General features: G+C 72.4%; 14 protein-coding genes. 9 read left to right on the top strand and 5 right to left on the bottom strand.

The genetic code is table 11. The annotated features are described in order from the left end of the window. Positions 1 to 55: 55 nt before the first annotated feature. Positions 56 to 1099, bottom strand: coding sequence for a M23 family metallopeptidase (locus KZJ41_RS07360; RefSeq protein ID WP_065922906.1), 1044 nt, complete (start codon positions 1097 to 1099; stop codon positions 56 to 58). 226 nt (positions 1100 to 1325) lie between these two features. Here KZJ41_RS07360 and KZJ41_RS07365 point away from each other — a divergent pair, with 226 nt between their 5' ends. From KZJ41_RS07365 to sucD, 3 genes are all read left to right on the top strand, one after another. Next, on the top strand, positions 1326 to 3041 hold the full coding sequence (locus tag KZJ41_RS07365) for a hypothetical protein (protein WP_065922905.1): 1716 nt from the start codon (positions 1326 to 1328) through the stop codon (positions 3039 to 3041). Between the two features lie 144 nt (positions 3042 to 3185). Next, positions 3186 to 4355, top strand: coding sequence for an ADP-forming succinate--CoA ligase subunit beta (gene sucC, locus KZJ41_RS07370; protein ID WP_006945023.1), 1170 nt, complete (start codon positions 3186 to 3188; stop codon positions 4353 to 4355). Positions 4356 to 4370: 15 nt separating this feature from the next. Next, the gene (gene sucD / locus KZJ41_RS07375; protein WP_003937757.1) at positions 4371 to 5273 is read left to right on the top strand and encodes a succinate--CoA ligase subunit alpha; all 903 of its coding nucleotides are present in this window, start codon (positions 4371 to 4373) and stop codon (positions 5271 to 5273) included. A gap of 70 nt (positions 5274 to 5343) precedes the next feature. Here the strand turns inward: sucD and KZJ41_RS07380 are convergent, their stop codons facing one another. Further along, positions 5344 to 5967 (bottom strand): YigZ family protein, encoded by a 624-nt coding sequence (locus tag KZJ41_RS07380; protein ID WP_029541994.1) that lies wholly within the window; start codon positions 5965 to 5967, stop codon positions 5344 to 5346. Between the two features lie 107 nt (positions 5968 to 6074). On the opposite strand from KZJ41_RS07380, the gene KZJ41_RS07385 reads away from it, so the two are divergent. The 4 genes from KZJ41_RS07385 (at position 6075) to purH (ending at position 11283) form a co-directional block, all read left to right on the top strand. After that, positions 6075 to 7304, top strand: a complete 1230-nt coding sequence (locus KZJ41_RS07385; protein WP_168579298.1) for a DUF5336 domain-containing protein — start codon at positions 6075 to 6077, stop codon at positions 7302 to 7304. A gap of 66 nt (positions 7305 to 7370) precedes the next feature. Beyond that, positions 7371 to 9029, top strand: a complete 1659-nt coding sequence (locus KZJ41_RS07390; RefSeq protein WP_065922903.1) for a DUF6350 family protein — start codon at positions 7371 to 7373, stop codon at positions 9027 to 9029. 54 nt (positions 9030 to 9083) lie between these two features. Next, positions 9084 to 9731, top strand: coding sequence for a phosphoribosylglycinamide formyltransferase (purN, locus tag KZJ41_RS07395; RefSeq protein WP_081637056.1), 648 nt, complete (start codon positions 9084 to 9086; stop codon positions 9729 to 9731). Beyond that, positions 9718 to 11283 (top strand): bifunctional phosphoribosylaminoimidazolecarboxamide formyltransferase/IMP cyclohydrolase, encoded by a 1566-nt coding sequence (gene purH, locus KZJ41_RS07400; RefSeq protein ID WP_251550404.1) that lies wholly within the window; start codon positions 9718 to 9720, stop codon positions 11281 to 11283. Before purN ends, purH begins: the two co-directional genes overlap by 14 nt. Positions 11284 to 11349: 66 nt before the next feature. Here purH and KZJ41_RS07405 read toward each other — a convergent pair whose 3' ends face one another. The 3 genes from KZJ41_RS07405 to KZJ41_RS07415 all read right to left on the bottom strand — a co-directional run bounded on the left by KZJ41_RS07405 (position 11350) and on the right by KZJ41_RS07415 (position 13454). Then, positions 11350 to 11586 carry a hypothetical protein gene (locus KZJ41_RS07405; protein ID WP_006945013.1) on the bottom strand — a complete coding sequence of 79 codons (237 nt, stop codon included), beginning with the start codon at positions 11584 to 11586 and terminating at the stop codon, positions 11350 to 11352. Positions 11587 to 11898: 312 nt separating this feature from the next. Continuing rightward, on the bottom strand, positions 11899 to 12858 hold the full coding sequence (locus KZJ41_RS07410; RefSeq protein ID WP_006945011.1) for a S9 family peptidase: 960 nt from the start codon (positions 12856 to 12858) through the stop codon (positions 11899 to 11901). Between the two features lie 23 nt (positions 12859 to 12881). Beyond that, a complete protein-coding gene (locus KZJ41_RS07415; RefSeq protein ID WP_029542006.1) occupies positions 12882 to 13454 on the bottom strand; it encodes a DUF4126 domain-containing protein in 573 nt (190 codons plus the stop codon). A 136-nt stretch (positions 13455 to 13590) separates the two neighbouring features. Here KZJ41_RS07415 and KZJ41_RS07420 point away from each other — a divergent pair, with 136 nt between their 5' ends. Next, on the top strand, positions 13591 to 14976 hold the full coding sequence (locus KZJ41_RS07420) for a sigma 54-interacting transcriptional regulator (protein ID WP_029542008.1): 1386 nt from the start codon (positions 13591 to 13593) through the stop codon (positions 14974 to 14976). Further along, positions 14976 to 16913, top strand: coding sequence for a VWA domain-containing protein (locus KZJ41_RS07425; protein ID WP_251550406.1), 1938 nt, complete (start codon positions 14976 to 14978; stop codon positions 16911 to 16913). Before KZJ41_RS07420 ends, KZJ41_RS07425 begins: the two co-directional genes overlap by 1 nt. The last annotated feature ends 84 nt before the right edge of the window (positions 16914 to 16997 follow it).

A 16997-nucleotide genomic window follows, 5' to 3' on the forward strand; every position in this document is an offset into this window, starting at 1 on the left:
GAAACGGGCCCCGCACCAGCCGGTGCGGGGCCCGTTTCGCGAGAAGCGCCGGAGGTCAGTCGTTCCGGATGCCGAGGGAGATGCCGCGGGTCGCGAGCCAGGGCAGCGGGTCGATCTTGTCGATGCCGTTGAGGTGCACCTCGAAGTGCAGGTGCGGGCCGGTCGACTGGCCGCGGTTGCCCATGGTGGCGATCTGGTCGCCGGCCATGACCTGCTGACCGACCGTCACCATGGACTGGTCGATGTGGCCGTAGACGGTGACGGTGCCGTCCGCGTGGCGCAGGCGCACCCACATGCCGAAGCCGGACGCCGGACCGGAGTCGATGACGGTGCCGTCGGCGACCGCGAGGATCGGGGTCCCGATCGGACCGGCGATGTCCACCCCGGCGTGGAGGGTGCCCCAGCGGGCACCGTAGCTGGAGGTGAAGACGCCGGCGGCCGGAAGGACGAACAGCGGGCGGCGGGCGGCGGCCTCGCGGGCGGCGCGCTCCTCGCTGAACCGTTGGCCCTTGGCGAGCAAGTTCGAGAACTGGGAGAGGTCGTTCGGGTCCGCGATGTTGAGGACCTGCGGGGCCTGGGACGGGGCGGCGCCCTCGGACTCGGTCTCCGGGGCGAACTGCGCGGCCTGCGGCACCGCGGTGGCGGTGATGACGTGCGAGTCGGTGGCGTCCGCGGCGAGGGCGACCTCGGAGTGCTCGGACTCCTGGGCGGGGCCGCTGGCGGCGGCCTGGCCCGCGGCGACGACGGCGCCGGCGGCGACCGCGAGGACCGCGGCGCGGCCCTTGAGGGCGGCGGGGGGAGTGGGAACCCGGTGGGCGCCGCCGCGACGAGTGGGGGCGGCCAGATCGCCGTCGGGTGATCCGGGGGCGGTGAGCGGCTCGGCCGGCTCGGTGCCATAGAATTCGTACTGCTCGGTGGTGCTGGTGTTGCGGAAGTTCACAATGCTCGAGACGTCTAGATCGTCCGCCGGGCCCTCGTCGAGGTAACGCTCGTGCGGCTGCCAGTGGCCCGGATAGAGATGGTCGGTGGCCTCCGTGGACTCGAAGTCACCGAACCCGCTGCCGGGACGGCTGTCGGCGCGTGGAGTGCAAGTGTGCATCGACTGCCGTCCTCCGTTCGTGACCTGACCGTTATTCGGACCGAAGCGACGGTAACGAAACGATCGCAAGCGTGGCAACCCAAACGGGCTGGAAATCGGGCCTTGTGACTGGCATCACAGTTTGAGCTGGGCGTATATGGAAACGTTCCTTCGGTTACGGCGCGATACCGAATATTCACGGTGTGTCACGCCGCGATGAATCGGAACGTCGCCGTAGCGTCGGGGCGTGCCGAGCCGCCCGCCCGTCCTCGTCGCCGCGTTCGTCCTGTCCGTGCTCGGCGCCATCGCCGTGGCGGTCGCGCCGTTCCTGCCGGCGGTCCGCGCCGACGCCGGTCCCGTCGGCGCCGCCCTCGGCGCCGCGACGCTCGTCGCCGTCGCCGCCGCGCTCGCGGTGCCCGTCGGCGCGGTGAGTCTCGCCCGTCGGCCCGGGCCCCTCGCCGGAATCCGGGCCGGCGCGCTGCTTGCGGGGGCCGGGTTCGTCGCACTCGGCGCGGCCCTGCTCGACGTCGCGCTGTTCACCGACGCCCTCGACGCCGACCGGCTCGAGCTCTTCCGGCCCCTCACCGCCGCCGGCCTCACGGCGGGCCCGGGCGCGGGCGTCGTCCTCGCCGGCCATCTCGCCGCGGTCGGCGCCGGAGTCCTCGGGGCCGTCGCGGTCCGGCGGCTCGTGGCCGACCCCGCACACGTGCCCGGCGAGGACGGCCCGGTGGGTGTGCGCGTCGGGGCCCCGGCGGCGACCGCGGTGGCGGTGGCGGCCCTGGTCGCGGCCGGTGCGCTCCTCGCCCCGCCCTTCGTCTCGGACGACCCGGTGCTGCTCGGCCCCGGCGTCCTCGACGCCACCACGGCCACCGCGATCGGTTCCCTGGCCGCCGCGGTCGCGGTGGTGCTGACGGCGACGTGGGCGCTGGTGACCGGTTCGCCGGCTGCCGCGACGGGCCTGGTGGCGGGTGCGGGGCTCGGTGCGCTCGGCATCCTGGGCCCGCGCCTGGCGGCGGGCCTCACCGGTGAGCGGCTCGCGCCGTCGCCCGGTGCCGCCGTCGGGGTGGTCGCCGCCGTCGCCCTCGTCGCGGCCGCGGTCGCACTGCCCCGGCTCGTCGCCCGGTCCGCCCGCGCCGCAGGGCCGGTGCCCAGGGCGGTCATGTCCGTCCCGGCGATGCTGCGCCGGCACGTCACCGCGGGCGTCGCGGGGATTGCCACCGGCGTCGTCGCGACGGCGGGTGCGCTGCTGCCCACCCTGTCGGTTCCGGCCGGGGCGCCGGCGCCCGACCTGCCGGCCACTCGTCTGCTGCTCGCCGCGGGCCTGCTCGTACTGGCGCTGAGCGTATGGCTGCTGCTCTCCGAATTCGCCGCCCCGCTGCGGCCCGCCGTCGCGGTGCCGGTCGTCGCGGTGGTCACCGCCGCCGGGGCGGTGCTGCAGTCCTGGGTGCTCGCCGCGGACCTGCCGGGCGTCGGCGCCGGGCCGGGCGCGTGGCTGGCCGGCGCCGCGATCCTGGGGGCGGCGGTGACGGGGGTGCTCGTCGTGCTGGCCGGGGGTGCGGAACGCGACGGCATCGACACCTCCGTCGAACGGATCGCCGGGCCGGTCGTGCGCGCGGTGGGCGCGGCTGCGGCTCTCGTCGCCGGTGCCGGTGTGCTGTTGCCGGTGCAGCCCGGGGCCGGTTCGGTCCTGGGCTATCCGTGGGGCTACGACGTGTGGGGGCGGGTGCTGCTCGCCGTCGCGGTGGTCGCAGCGGTGCTGGTCGCAGCGCGGTCGCGGCCGGCCCGGGGCGGTGTGCTGCTGCTCGGCACGGCGGCGTCGGTGGCCCTGTATGCGGCGTCGTGGTTGCTCGTGCGGAGCCCGGAGCAGGAGCCGGTGAACGGCGTCCTCACTCTGCCTGCAATCCTTGGGGTGGTGTTCCTCCTGGCTGCGGCGTGGCTCACAATCCGGGAGGAAAATCCGTGAGGTACCCCTCGGGCCCTTCGCTCCGGTGACATGCGACACATACCAGGAGTGCGGGCGTTTGGTGGGACTTCCGACTAGTTACAGTCCGAACGGACCCGCTCATACCCCTCGAGCGGGCGTCAACGCAGACGAGACGGTGAGCAGATGGATCTCTTCGAATACCAGGCGAAGGAACTCTTCGCCAAGCATGGTGTGCCGACGTCGCTGGGTCGTGTGACCGACACGGCCGACGATGCCAAGGCGATCGCCGAGGAAATCGGTAAGCCTGTGATGGTCAAGGCCCAGGTCAAGACCGGTGGTCGTGGCAAGGCCGGTGGCGTGAAGTACGCCGCCACCCCCGAGGATGCGAAGACCCACGCCGAGAACATCCTCGGCCTCGACATCAAGGGTCACATCGTCAAGAAGCTGCTGGTCGCCGAGGCCAGCGACATCGCCGAGGAGTACTACATCTCCTTCCTGCTCGACCGGGCCAACCGCACCTACCTGGCCATGTGCTCGGTCGAGGGCGGCATGGAGATCGAGGAGGTCGCGGCCACCAAGCCCGAGCGTCTCGCCAAGGTTCCCGTGGACGCCGTCAAGGGCGTCGACCTCGCGTTCGCGCGCAGCATCGCCGAGCAGGGCCACCTGCCCGCCGACGTGCTCGACGCCGCGGCCGTGACCATCCAGAAGCTGTGGGAGGTCTTCGTCGCCGAGGACGCCACCCTGGTCGAGGTCAACCCGCTCGTGCGCACCCCCGACGATCAGATCCTCGCCCTCGACGGCAAGGTCACCATCGACGAGAACGCGGGCTTCCGCCACCCCGAGCACGCCGAGCTCGAGGACAAGGACTCCACCGATCCGCTCGAGGCCAAGGCCAAGGAGCACGACCTGAACTACGTCAAGCTCGACGGCCAGGTCGGCATCATCGGCAACGGCGCGGGCCTGGTCATGTCGACCCTCGACGTCGTCGCGTACGCCGGTGAGAAGCACGGCGGCGTCAAGCCCGCCAACTTCCTCGACATCGGTGGCGGCGCGTCCGCCGAGGTCATGGCCGCCGGCCTGGACGTCATCCTGAACGACGGCCAGGTCGAGAGCGTGTTCGTCAACGTCTTCGGTGGCATCACCGCGTGCGACGCGGTCGCCAACGGCATCGTCAAGGCGCTGGAGATCCTCGGTGACGAGGCCAACAAGCCGCTGGTCGTCCGCCTGGACGGCAACAACGTCGAGGCGGGCCGCAAGATCCTGGCCGACGCCAACCACCCGCTGGTCACGCTGGTCGGAACCATGGACGAGGCCGCTGACAAGGCCGCCGAGCTGGCGCACGCCGCGAAGTAAGGACACACGGAGAACATGTCTATCTTCCTCAACAAGGACTCGAAGGTCATCGTCCAGGGCATCACCGGCGGCGAGGGCACCAAGCACACCGCCCTGATGCTCAAGGCCGGTACCCAGGTCGTCGGCGGCGTCAACGCCCGCAAGGCCGGCACCACTGTGTCCCACACCGCCGCCGACGGCTCTGCCGTCGAGCTGCCCGTCTTCGGTACCGTCGCCGAGGCGATGAAGGAGACCGGCGCGGACGTCTCGATCGCGTTCGTCCCCCCGAAGTTCGCCAAGGACGCCATCATCGAGGCCATCGACGCGGAGATCCCGCTGCTCGTGGTCATCACCGAGGGCATCCCGGTGCAGGACACCGCGTACGCGTGGGCCTACAACGTCGAGAAGGGCAACAAGACCCGGATCATCGGCCCCAACTGCCCCGGCATCATCACCCCGGGCGAGTCGCTGGTCGGCATCACCCCGGCCAACATCTCCGGCAAGGGCCCGGTGGGCCTGGTGTCCAAGTCCGGCACCCTGACCTACCAGATGATGTTCGAGCTGCGTGACTTCGGCTTCTCGACCGCCATCGGCATCGGCGGCGACCCGGTCATCGGCACCACCCACATCGACGCCATCGAGGCGTTCGAGAAGGACCCCGAGACCAAGCTCATCGTCATGATCGGCGAGATCGGCGGCGACGCCGAGGAGCGCGCCGCCGACTACATCAAGGCCAACGTGACCAAGCCGGTCGTCGGCTACGTCGCCGGGTTCACCGCTCCGGAGGGCAAGACCATGGGCCACGCCGGCGCCATCGTCTCCGGCTCCTCGGGCACCGCGCAGGCCAAGAAGGACGCCCTCGAGGCGGCCGGCGTGAAGGTCGGCAAGACGCCGTCCGAGACCGCCGCTCTCGCGCGCGAGATCCTGCAGTCGCTGTAGGCGGCTCCGCCGCCGGTGCGTCCTTTGGGCGGTCCTGACCGCCCGAAGGACGCACCGGCAGCTCCGCTGCCTACCCGTCCACCCATTCGGTGCCGACGGGCTCGAGCTCGCCGGCGCCGGCCGTCGCCGACGCCACCACGCTCCGCAACCCGGCCGCATCCCGGGCCGCGACCGTGAAGACGACACGCTCCGTGTAGGACACGTCGAGCACGCTCACCCCGCGGCCCCGTAGTTCCGACTCCAGCCGGCCGGCGTCACCGTGCCCCACCGCCAGGGTGAACACCGCCCGTCGCTCCCGCGGCACCAGCGTCGCCGCGTCGACCGCGACGGCCACCGCACCCGAATACGCCCGGACCAGTCCCCCCGCGCCGAGCTTGATGCCGCCGAACCAGCGGGTGACCACCACCGCGACGTTCACCAGATCGCGATGGTGCAGCACCTGCAGCATCGGCACCCCGGCCGTGCCACCCGGTTCCCCGTCGTCGCTCGACCGTTCCGCCCGGTGCGCCGGCTCGTCGCCCACCACGAAGGCCCAGCAATGGTGCCGCGCATCGGGATACAGCCTCCGCTGTTCCTCGACGAAGGCGAGCGCGGCGGTATCCGAGTCGACGCGACGCAGCGCGGCGAGAAAGCGGGAATGCTTGATCTCCGTCTCGGCGACGACGTCCGCTCCGGGCTCGAGGGTGCTGGGCATGCGTACATTCTCGCCGGTGGGGATTCGCCGGATTCGCGGGACTCCTGCCGCCCACGGTGATCGTGCCTAGGCTGGTCACAGAGCAGCCGACGACATCAGGAGGAGCGATGACCTACCCAGCAGGCTCGGGAACGGGCCGGTCCGACACCCCGTCAGGTCCCACGGGGTCGTCGACCGGGGGCGGATCCAGCCTCGCCTCCCGTGGCTCCGACAAGGTGGTGCCGCTGCTCCTGCCGATCGCCGTCGCGGTGCTGGCGGTGCTGAACTTCCTGCTCGGCCTGGCCCCGTACGTGCGGATCTCCTTCGGCACCCAGGTTGCGCTGTCGTCGTTCGACTTCGGGTTCGCGGTCGTGCCGCTGGCCTTCCTGCTCTTCGGTGGCGCGGCTGCGGCACTGTCGCTGCTACCGGGTCAGGACCTGCGCTCCGTTGCGGTGGCGGCCTCCGCGGTCGGCTTCGTGGTGTCGCTGTTCCAGCTCTTCCACCTGCCCGACGACACCGGCATCTCGTGGGGTGGGGTGTCGATCCTCGTCCTCGGCTTCCTGCAGACTGCGCTCGCGCTGATGGCGCTGCTCTTCGGGATCGGCATCCTGGTGCCCGGCCAGCGCCGCGCGCCCGCGCAGTCGTTCGGCGGCCAGGGAGGCGGCGGGCAGGGCGTGGGCCAGGGGTACAGCGGCGGCCAGGGCTACAGCGGTCAGGGGTACGGCGGCCAGGGCTACGGAGCGCAGGGTGCCGGCGCGGGGCAGGGCTATCCGTCCGGTCAGGGCTACGCTCCCGGCGCGGCGTCGAGCGGATACGGAACGCAGGGCTCCGGCTACCCCTCGGGGTCCTCGGCCTACCCCTCGGGGTCCTCGGCGCAGTACCCCGGCTACCAGCAGCCGCAGTACTCCACCGGGCAGTACCCGTCGGGGCAGTACTCCACCGGCCAGTATCCGTCCGGGCAGCACCCGTCCGGACAGTACCCGGGATCCCAGTACCCGGGCACCCAGTACTCGGGCGCGCAGCCGCGCGAGCACTACCCCAGCCCGGACTACGGCGCCCAGACCGAGCACCTGAGCCAGCCGCTGCGCGTCGACCGGCCGCAATCCGAGGGGCAGCACCCCGGCCAGCAGGCCTACACCCCGACGGGAGCCCAGGCCCCGTACGGCGCCGGGTCGCCCGGTCCTTCGGGCCGGCCGGGGGAGCCCGCCGGTGGCGGCGCGGACGAGCCGACCGTGCTCGCCCCCCGGCACGCCGATTCCGAGCAGGATGCCGCGGGGCGTCCGTCGGAGGACGACGCCGAGCGGACGTCGGACCCGGCGCCGACGCAGGCGTTCCGCCCCGGTGACGAGCCGCGGTGACGGCTCCCGCACGTGCTGCGGCGCGCCTGACCGTCACGACCGTCGCCGGGTGACACTCTCGACACGATGACCTCGACGCTAGGCCGGTCCGACCGGCGCACCACCCCGGAAGGCAACCCGGTCGAACCGGAGCAGCTGCGGATCCTGCTCGGCACGGCGGCCAGGGTGCCGGCAGTGACCCTCGCGTTGATCGCCACGCTGGTGGTGACCACGATGGTGGCCGCGAGCAGCGACCTGACCGGCATCTACGCGGCGATCGCGGGAAGCTGGCTGGCCCTGCATCAGGTGACGCTGACGATCGACGGGGTAGCGCTCGGCGTGCTGCCGTTGCTGCCGACTGCGGTGCTGGTGTGGCTGACCGCCCGGGCCGCGCGTTCGGCCACCGACGCCTTCGTCGCGCTCGGCGGCCGTCCGCTCGATCGTCGGAACGCCTCACGCATCGCCGTGGCCACCCTCGCCGGTCCGACGGTGATCACGATCGTGGCACTGATCGTGATCCAGGATGCGGCGAGTGTCCTGCCCGTCGTCACCCCCAATCCGGCGGCCGCGCTGGCCTGGGTGACGGCCCTCTACCTGCTCGGGGCCGGGCTCGGCATCGGTGCCCGGACGTGGCGGCCGCTGTCCGTCCGCTACGGCGTGCCGAACTGGCTGGTCGCCGCCGTGCGCCCCGCGGCCCGCGCGGTGCTGGGGATGTTCGCCGCGGCCGGGGTGGTGACCGTACTCGGGCTGCTGTGGTCGTGGACCGTGGTCGGTGACCTGATCGGCCGCGGCGGGGGAGTAACCGGGGCGCTCGGGTTGACGGTGCTGTCGGTGCTGTACCTGCCCAACGTGCTGATCGGGGCCGCCGCCGTGGTGGCCGGGAGCACGGTGCAGTTCGGCGACGTGACCCTGAGCCTGTTCGAGGCGACCGGCGGTGACCTGCCCGCGCTGCCGGTGCTCGCCGTGATCCCACCGGGACCGGCCGCGCCGTTCTGGCCGGTGCTGCTGGCCGTTCCCGCGACGGTGGGTGCGCTGCTCGGACGGTACGTCGCCCAGCGCCACCTCGAGGCGCGGGCCCGGGGGGAGTACGTGTCGTCCACCGACGCCGCGCTCACGGTGGTCGCTGCGGCGGCGCTCGCGGGCGCGACGAGCGCGCTGGCCACGTGGGTCGCCGGTGGCCCCCTGGGGATCTTCGGCGTGGTCGGCGGAAACTGGTGGCTTGCCGGGGTTCTGGTATTCGCGTGGTCGGGGCTGCTGGGCCTCGTCACGTCGCAGCTGCTGCTGTGGCGCGAGCACCGCCTGGCCGCGGCGGAGGCCGCCCGAGCGTCGGCCGCCGCGGAGGAGTCCGCCACGGAGACCGCCGCCGCCGAGAATCCCGACGGCGACGAGCCGGTCGAGGAGGCCGACGCCACCCCGCTCGACGAGGCGAAGGCGCTCGAGGCGGGCCCGGCGACGCCGGCCGCCGACGTGCTCGAGGCCGAGATCGTCGAGGACGGCCCCGAGGGGCAGCAGGACGCCGCCGACGCCGGGGGCGACGCAGACGCCGCAGGCGACGCCGGGGCGCCCGCCGTCGCCGGCACCGAGCGCGAGGACCCCGCCGACGACGAGCGTGTGCACGTCGCCGACGCGGAACTCGAGGACGCCGCCGACGAGCCGGGCGGGTCCGGCGTAACCGAGCAGGATGCCGGCGCGCCGCCGGAGCGCAACGGTGACCTGCCGGAGGGGGCCGCACCCCCCAAGGGCTAGGCTCTACCCGGCCGAGCATCCGGCCGACCCCTCTCGAGTTCCAGGAGTAGAGCGCTGACTGCCTCGCGTGACCAGCTGCCGCCGACTGCGCCGGCACGGGTCGTCGTCCTCGCCTCGGGCACCGGAAGCCTGCTGCGGTCGCTGATCGACGCGACGCACACGGACGGGTACCCCGCCCGGATCGTCGCCGTCGGAGTGGACCGCGAGTGCGCCGCCGAGGGGCATGCCGAGGCCGCCGGCATCCCGCATCTCCGCGTCGTGCTGCGTGAGCACCCGGACCGCGCCGCGTGGGACCGCGCCCTCACCGACGCCGTCGCCGCGCACGAGCCGGACCTGGTGGTCTCCGCCGGTTTCATGAAGATCCTGGGGCCGACCTTCCTGCACCGGTTCGGCGGCCGCATCGTCAACACCCACCCTGCGCTGCTGCCGGCGTTCCCCGGCGCGCACGCAGTCCCCGACGCCCTCGCCTACGGGGTGAAGGTCACCGGGTCGACCGTGCACCTGGTCGATGCCGGTGTCGACACCGGCCCCATCCTGGCGCAGGAACCCGTGCCGGTCCTCGACGACGACGACGAGGCCACCCTGCACGAACGCATCAAGGTTGTGGAGCGACGGTTGCTGGCCGACGTGGTCGCCGCCGTCGCCACCCGTGGAGTTGTATCCGATGGACGAAAGGCCGTGATCCCCAGTGACCGAACGTAAGGCTGTGCGACGTGCACTCGTCAGCGTCTACGACAAGACCGGTTTGGTCGAACTGGCGACGGGTCTGCACGAGGCGGGTGTCGCGCTGGTCTCCACCGGCTCCACGGCCGCGACCATCGCCGGCGCCGGCATCCCCGTCACCAAGGTGGAGGACCTGACCGGCTTCCCCGAGTGCCTCGAGGGCCGGGTCAAGACGCTGCACCCGCGAGTGCACGCCGGCATCCTCGCCGACACGCGCAAGCAGGACCACCTCGACCAGCTCGCCGAGCTCGGTGTCGAGGCGTTCGAGTTGGTCGTGGTGAACCTGTACCCGTTCACGCAGACCGTCGCCTCGGGGGCCACCCCCGACGAGTGCGTCGAGCAGATCGACATCGGCGGCCCGTCCATGGTGCGTGCCGCCGCGAAGAACCATCCGTCGGTCGCCGTCGTCGTCGACCCGGCCCGGTACGACGACGTGCTCGACGCCGTCAAGGCGGGCGGCTTCACCCTGCTGCAGCGCAAAGCCCTTGCCGCCCAGGCGTTCCAGCACACCGCCGCCTACGACGTGGCGGTGGCGAGCTGGATGAACGCCGGTTATGCCGTCCCGGAGGCGGACGCCGCCGAGCAGTTCCCGGCCTGGGCCGGTGCGACGTGGCAGCGTGCGGCCGTGCTGCGGTACGGCGAGAACCCGCACCAGGCGGCGGCGCTGTACGTGAACGAGGCCGGCGAGCCGGGCCTGGCCCGCGCCGAGCAGTTCCACGGCAAGGAGATGTCCTACAACAACTACCAGGACGCCGACGCGGCCTGGCGCGCCGCGCACGACCACGACCGGCCGTGCGTCGCGATCATCAAGCACGCCAACCCGTGCGGCATCGCGGTGGCCGACACCGTCGCCGAGGCGCACCGTAAGGCGCACGAGTGCGATCCGGTGAGCGCGTTCGGCGGCGTGATCGCCGTCAACCGCGAGGTGAGCGTGGCGATGGCCGAACAGGTCGCCGAGATCTTCACCGAGGTGATCATCGCCCCGGCGTACGCGGCCGGCGCGGTCGAGGTGCTCAGCCGCAAGAAGAACATCCGCATCCTGCGGGCCGACTCGCCGCAGGCGGCGCAGATCGAGCTGCGTCAGATCTCCGGCGGCATGCTGCTGCAGGAGCGCGACACCCTCACGGCGCCGGGTGATTCGGCCGGGAACTGGGAGCTGGCCTGCGGCGAGGCCGCCGACGCCGAGACCCTCGCGGATCTCGAGTTCGCCTGGCGCGCCTGCCGGGCCGTGAAGTCCAACGCGATCCTGCTCGCTGCGGGCGGCGCCACCGTCGGCGTCGGCATGGGCCAGGTCAACCGCGTGGACTCCGCCCGGCTCGCGGTCTCACGCGCCGGGGACCGTGTCACCGGATCCGTCGCCGCATCGGACGCGTTCTTCCCGTTCGCGGACGGCCTGCAGGTGCTCACCGAGGCCGGCGTCAAGGCCATCGTGCAGCCGGGTGGTTCGGTGCGCGACAACGAGGTGATCGAGGCCGCTCGCGAGGCCGGCGTGACCCTGTACCTCACCGGCGCACGGCACTTCGCGCACTGAGCGCCGCCCGGCCGCCCGCGCCGCCCGGCCGCCCGCGCCGCCCGGCCGCCCGCGCCGCCCGCGCCGTCAGGCCGCGTGCGGGTGGCCGGTCGCCGGGCGGGTCACGGTCCGCGGCGCGGCGTCGCGGGCGTCGGAGATGACCAGCCGGGCGGCACCGCGGTCGAGCAGTTCGCGGATGAGGTCCGCAGCGGCCGCGGCCTGTTCGGTGCCGACGTGGCTCAGGTCGATCGTGATCGCGTGACCGGTGAGATCGTCGGGCAGGTCCTTGGGGACGGCGCCGGTGGCGCCGAGTCGCAGTTTCATCGTGTTCTCCTCTTACTGGACAAGATCGGTACGGGATAAAGAAAGGCACCCGAGGCGATGTGCCCGGGTGCCCGAGAAGGAGTCTTTCGAGTCGTCGACTCATTCCCGGGGTTGCCACTTGGCGAAGTGGAAGTACGCGTAGGTGTGTCGGCACCAGGTGGGTACGGCAATGCGCATCGACTTCGCCGCGATGACCTTGTCGTCTCGCATCGGACCGTACCTTTCTCGTGTGTTCCTACGGGTTAACCGGACACCATACCCGAGTAACGCGAATCTGACATCTCTTGTTTTCCGCCCATCTCGGGCGGCGGGTCAGAGCTTGGCGAGCCACGCCTCGAAACCGCGGGTGAACTCGTCCGAGAAGGGCAGATCGGCGATGTAGTCGGCGCCGGTGGACTGCTGGTCGCCGATGTCCTTGAGCACGTGGTTGGCCCGGTGCAGGCGCAGCGAGGTCAGGCTCGTGTGCACGAGTGCCGAGTCGAGGGCGTCGACGTCCTCGACCCGCACCTGGATGTCCTTCGCGGAGACGCTGGTGAGTACCGGCAGCGCCCCGTCGAGCTGGGCCGCGAGCATCCGCGGATCGAGGGCGTCCTCCTCGGCGAGGGCCTTTGCGTTGGCCGAGACCAGTCCGGCGTTGCGGAGCGGCTCGGGCAGGGTGTCGCTGAGGGTGCCGTCGGCCCGCAGCGATTCGACGGCGTCCGCGAGGGCGAGACGCAGTTCGTCGGCCACCTGGATCGGGAGCTGACCGGCGTCGACGACGGCGTCGAGCTGGGCGTCGATCTGGGCGGTGAGCAGGTCCAGCAGCCGCACCGCCAGCGGCTCGAGCAGGGCGATGCCCGCGACGGGCGCGCCGGCGTGGGCGAGGGAGAGGGCGATGAGCGCGCCCTCGCTGTGCCCGACGACGTAGAGTCGCTCGGCGTCGACGCCCGGCTGTCCGGCGAGGAACCGCAGGCCGTCGGTGGCGGCGTCGATGAAGGTGGAGAATCCGAGGTCGGCGACGTCGGAGACGTCGTACGGACCGAGGCCGGTGACGCCACTGCCGAGCTTGTCGTAGCGCAGGCTGGCGAAGCCGTTGCGTTCGAGCACGTCGGCGAGGTGACGCAGGGTGCCGATCGGGCCGGGCAGCAGCGCGCTGTCGCCGTTGCGGTCGGTGGGACCGCTGCCGGCGAGCAGCAGCACGGCGGGGACGTCCCCGTCGCCCGCGGCGGGCACGCGCAGGCTGCCGTGCAGGGTCACGTCGCCGCTGGAGAAGGAGATGTCGGTGTCCGCCATGGCGTCGTGTCTATCAGAACCGGTCAGCCTGTCCGCAGGCGGCTCAGCCCTCGGTACCCGCGGTGGACGGCCCACGCGAAGCCGGCGAGCAGGGGCACCACGAGCAGCGGGACGACGAGCGCGATCAACGACGTGACGAAGGAGAGCAGGTCGTCGAGCAGTGACAGCGCCGGGTTGCCGAGTCCCGCGGTCGTGACCGTGCTCGCCGCGCGGGTGCCGGTCTGCACCGTGCTCACCGCCATCGCGGTCGGGGCGCCGACGACGATGCCGGCGAGGGCCGCCATCGCCGGGTCGAGATCGGCGAACGCGGCCCAGGCGGCGAGCGCGCCGGCGACGGGCCGCACGACGGTGGCGACGGCCGAGAGGACGTTGTCGACGAGGGGGACCAGGTCGGCGCCGATCTCGACGACGGTGGCGATCGCCAGGGCGGCGAGCGCGCCCGTCGACCCGACCCACTGCATCGACTCGTTGAGCGCGATCCCGAACAGGCCGAAGTGCACCGCGGTGCCGAGCATCAGCAGCGGGAGAAAGGTGCGCAGGCCGGTGGCGGCGGCCAGTCCGAGGCCCAGCAGTGCCGCGAGGAGCCAGGTGTCCATGGCGGGAGTGTAGGGATCGCCGCCGACATCGGGTACCGAACCGGGCCGGGCAGGCGCTCCCGCGCGGCGTTCCCGCCGCGGCGACGCGCCGCGGCTGCAGGTGCCGAAATCACCGAACGCTCGTACCTTGGGAGGGGTGACGTCACCCACAGTCAGGCCGTCCACCCTCGGCGAGCTGCGCGCCTCGGGCCATGTGCACCGCTCCGTCAAGGACGAGATCCGGCAGAACCTGCTCGCCGCCCTGCGCGACGGCATCGACCCGTGGCCGGGCATCGTCGGATTCGACGACACCGTCGTTCCGCAACTCGAACGCGCCCTCCTCGCGGGCCACGACGTGGTGCTGCTGGGCGAACGCGGTCAGGGCAAGACCCGGTTGCTGCGCACCCTGCCCCTGCTGCTCGACGAGTGGACACCGGTGATCGCCGGCTCCGAGCTCGGGGAGCATCCCTACGACCCGATCACCCCCGCCTCGATCCGCCGCGCCGCGGAGCTCGGCGACGACCTGCCCGTCGCCTGGCGGCACCGCAGCGAGCGCTACGCCGAGAAGCTCGCCACCCCCGACACCTCCGTCGCCGACCTGGTCGGCGACGTCGACCCCGTCAAGGTCGCCGAGGGCCGCAGCCTCGGCGACCCCGAGACCATCCACTTCGGTCTCGTACCCCGCGCCCACCGCGGCATCGTCGCCGTCAACGAGCTGCCCGACCTCGCCGAGCGCATCCAGGTCTCGCTGCTCAACGTGATGGAGGAGCGCGACATCCAGGTGCGGGGGTACACGCTGCGGCTCCCGCTCGACGTCCTGCTCGTCGCCAGCGCCAACCCGGAGGACTACACCAACCGGGGCCGGATCATCACCCCGCTCAAGGACCGGTTCGGCGCCGAGATCCGTACCCACTACCCGACGCAGCTCGACGACGAGATCGCCGTCATCGAGCAGGAGGCGCAGCTGCAGTCGCGGGTCCCGGACTTCCTGCTCGAGATCCTGGCCCGCTTCACCCGCCTGCTGCGCGAATCCACGTCGGTGGACCAGCGTTCCGGCGTGTCCGCGCGCTTCGCCGTCGCCGGTGCCGAGACCGTCGCGGCCGCCGCGATGCGTCGCGGGGCCGTGCTCGGCGAGGCCGACCCCGTCGCACGGCCCGTCGACCTCGGCACCGTCGTGGAGGTGCTGCGCGGCAAGGTCGAGTTCGAATCCGGCGAGGAGGGACGGGAATTCGAGGTGCTCGACCATCTGCTCCGGCGGGCCACGGCGGACGCCGCCCGAACCCGGCTGGCCGGGGTGGACCTCGGTCCGCTCGTCGCGGCCGTCGAGCAGGGCCGGCCGGTGGTGACCGGCGACCGGATCACCGCCAAGGCGCTGCTCGACGAGCTGCCCGACCTGCCCGTCCTCGACGTCGTCGCCGAACGGCTCGGCGCGGACGGCATCGGAACCCGGGCTGCCGCCGTCGAACTCGCCCTCGAGGGCCTCTATCTGGCGCGGCGCATCGCCAAGCACGCCGACGACGACGGTGCCGCGGTGTACTCCTGATGAGCCGGGGCGCGAGGTACGGACCTTACGACGGCGGCGACCCGCTCGCCCCGCCGGTGGATCTGCGTGAGGCCCTCGCCGCCATCGGCGAGGACGTGCTGTCCGGCAGTTCGCCGCGACGGGCGCTGCGGGAGCTGCTGCGCCGCGGGCACGGGTCCATGCGCGGCCTGGACCGGCTTGCCGCGCAGGCGAATCGGCGTCGCAGGGACCTGCTGGACCGCACGAATCTCGACGGCACGCTGCGTGAGGTGCGCGAGCTGCTCGACCGGGCCGTGCTCGAGGAGCGCAAGGCGCTCGCGCGCGCTCTCGACGACGAGGCCCGGTTCGCGGAGATGCGGATCGAGGAACTGCCCGCCTCCGCCGCCCAGGCCGTGCAGGAACTCGCCGACTACGACTGGCGCAGTTCGCAAGCCCGGGAGGACTACGAGAAGATCCGCGATCTGCTGGGGCGGGAGATGCTCGACCAGCGGTTCGCCGGGATGAAGCAGGCCCTCGAAGGCGCGACCGACGAGGACCGCGAACGTGTGAACCGGATGCTCGAGGATCTGAACGATCTGCTGGACAAGCATTCCCGCGGGGAGGACACCCAGGAGGACTTCGAGCAGTTCATGGCCGAGCACGGCGACTTCTTCCCGGAGAACCCCCGCAACGTGGAGGAACTGCTCGACTCGCTCGCCCAGCGCGCGGCGGCGGCGCAGCGACTGCGCAACTCGCTCAGCCAGGAACAGCGGGACGAGCTCGACGCCCTCGCCCAGCAGGCGTTCGGCTCGCCGAGCCTGATGTCGCAGCTCGACCGCCTCGACTCGCACCTGCGCGCCGCCCGTCCCGGCGAGGACTGGACCGGGTCGGAGCGGTTCCGCGGCGACCAGGGCATGGGCCTCGGCGAAGCGACCGGGGCGCTGCAGGAGGTTGCCGAACTCGACGCGCTCGCCGACCAGCTCTCCCAGCAGTACGCCGGGGCCTCCCTCGACGACATCGACCTCGACGCGCTGGCTCGCCAGCTCGGCGACGAGGCCGCGGCCGACGCGCGCATGCTCGCCCAGCTCGAGAGGGAACTGCAACGGCAGGGGTTCTTCGACCGCGGCGCCGACGGGCAGTGGCGACTGTCGCCCAAGGCGATGCGTGAACTCGGCCGGACCGCGCTGCGCGACGTCATGGACCAGCTGTCCACCCGCGGCGGGCAGCGCGAGACCCGCCGTGCGGGGGCCACGGGCGAGCCCACCGGGGCGTCGCGTCCGTGGGAGTTCGGAGACACCGAGCCGTGGGACGTCGTGCGCACCCTCACCAACGCCACCCTGCGCGCCCCCGCGCGAATCCCGGTGCGGATGGACGTCACCGACGTCGAGGTCGTCGAGACCGAGCAGCGCACCCAGGCCGCCGTGGCACTGCTGGTGGACACCTCGTTCTCGATGGTGATGGACGGTCGATGGGTGCCGATGAAGCGCACGGCACTGGCCCTCAACCACCTGGTCTCGACCCGGTTCCGCGGTGACGCCCTGCAGCTGATCGCGTTCGGCCGGCACGCTCGGGTCGTCACCGCCACCGAACTCGCCGGGCTGGACGGGGTCTACGAGCAGGGCACCAACCTGCATCATGCGCTGATGCTGGCCGGCCGGCACCTGCGCCGGCATTCCAACGCCCAGCCGGTGGTGCTGGTGGTCACCGACGGCGAACCCACCGCGCACCTCGAGGCGGACGGCTACGCGGCGTTCGACTATCCACCCAGCGCCCGCACCCTGGGGATGACGGTCCGCGAATTCGATCATCTCGCCCGCGCCGGTGCGCACGTGACGATCTTCCGGCTCGGCGACGATCCCGGGCTGGCACGGATCGTCGACCGTATGGCCCGCCGGGTCGGAGGGCGGGTCGTCGCGCCCGACGTCGACGGACTCGGCGCCGCCGTCGTCGGTGACTACGTGCGGCTGCGCCGCCGGTGACTATGCGCGGCTGCGCCGCCGGTGACTATGCGCGGCTGCGCCGCCGCTGACGCGGCCGTGCGCGGTTCCGGTAGTGGGAGCTAC

The sequence above is a fragment of the Rhodococcus sp. 11-3 genome, from assembly GCF_023704055.1.
Lineage (GTDB): Bacteria > Actinomycetota > Actinomycetes > Mycobacteriales > Mycobacteriaceae > Rhodococcus > Rhodococcus aetherivorans.

Bases quoted from the DNA above. Each gene is read 5' to 3' on its own strand.
- KZJ41_RS07360 (WP_065922906.1), bottom strand. From the start codon at position 1,099: ATGCACACTTGCACTCCACGCGCCGACAGCCGTCCCGGCAGCGGGTTC.
- sucC (WP_006945023.1), top strand. From the start codon at position 3,186: ATGGATCTCTTCGAATACCAGGCGAAGGAACTCTTCGCCAAGCATGGT.
- sucD (WP_003937757.1), top strand. From the start codon at position 4,371: ATGTCTATCTTCCTCAACAAGGACTCGAAGGTCATCGTCCAGGGCATC.
- KZJ41_RS07380 (WP_029541994.1), bottom strand. From the start codon at position 5,967: ATGCCCAGCACCCTCGAGCCCGGAGCGGACGTCGTCGCCGAGACGGAG.
- KZJ41_RS07385 (WP_168579298.1), top strand. From the start codon at position 6,075: ATGACCTACCCAGCAGGCTCGGGAACGGGCCGGTCCGACACCCCGTCA.
- KZJ41_RS07390 (WP_065922903.1), top strand. From the start codon at position 7,371: ATGACCTCGACGCTAGGCCGGTCCGACCGGCGCACCACCCCGGAAGGC.
- KZJ41_RS07405 (WP_006945013.1), bottom strand. From the start codon at position 11,586: ATGAAACTGCGACTCGGCGCCACCGGCGCCGTCCCCAAGGACCTGCCC.
- KZJ41_RS07410 (WP_006945011.1), bottom strand. From the start codon at position 12,858: ATGGCGGACACCGACATCTCCTTCTCCAGCGGCGACGTGACCCTGCAC.
- KZJ41_RS07415 (WP_029542006.1), bottom strand. From the start codon at position 13,454: ATGGACACCTGGCTCCTCGCGGCACTGCTGGGCCTCGGACTGGCCGCC.
- KZJ41_RS07425 (WP_251550406.1), top strand. From the start codon at position 14,976: ATGAGCCGGGGCGCGAGGTACGGACCTTACGACGGCGGCGACCCGCTC.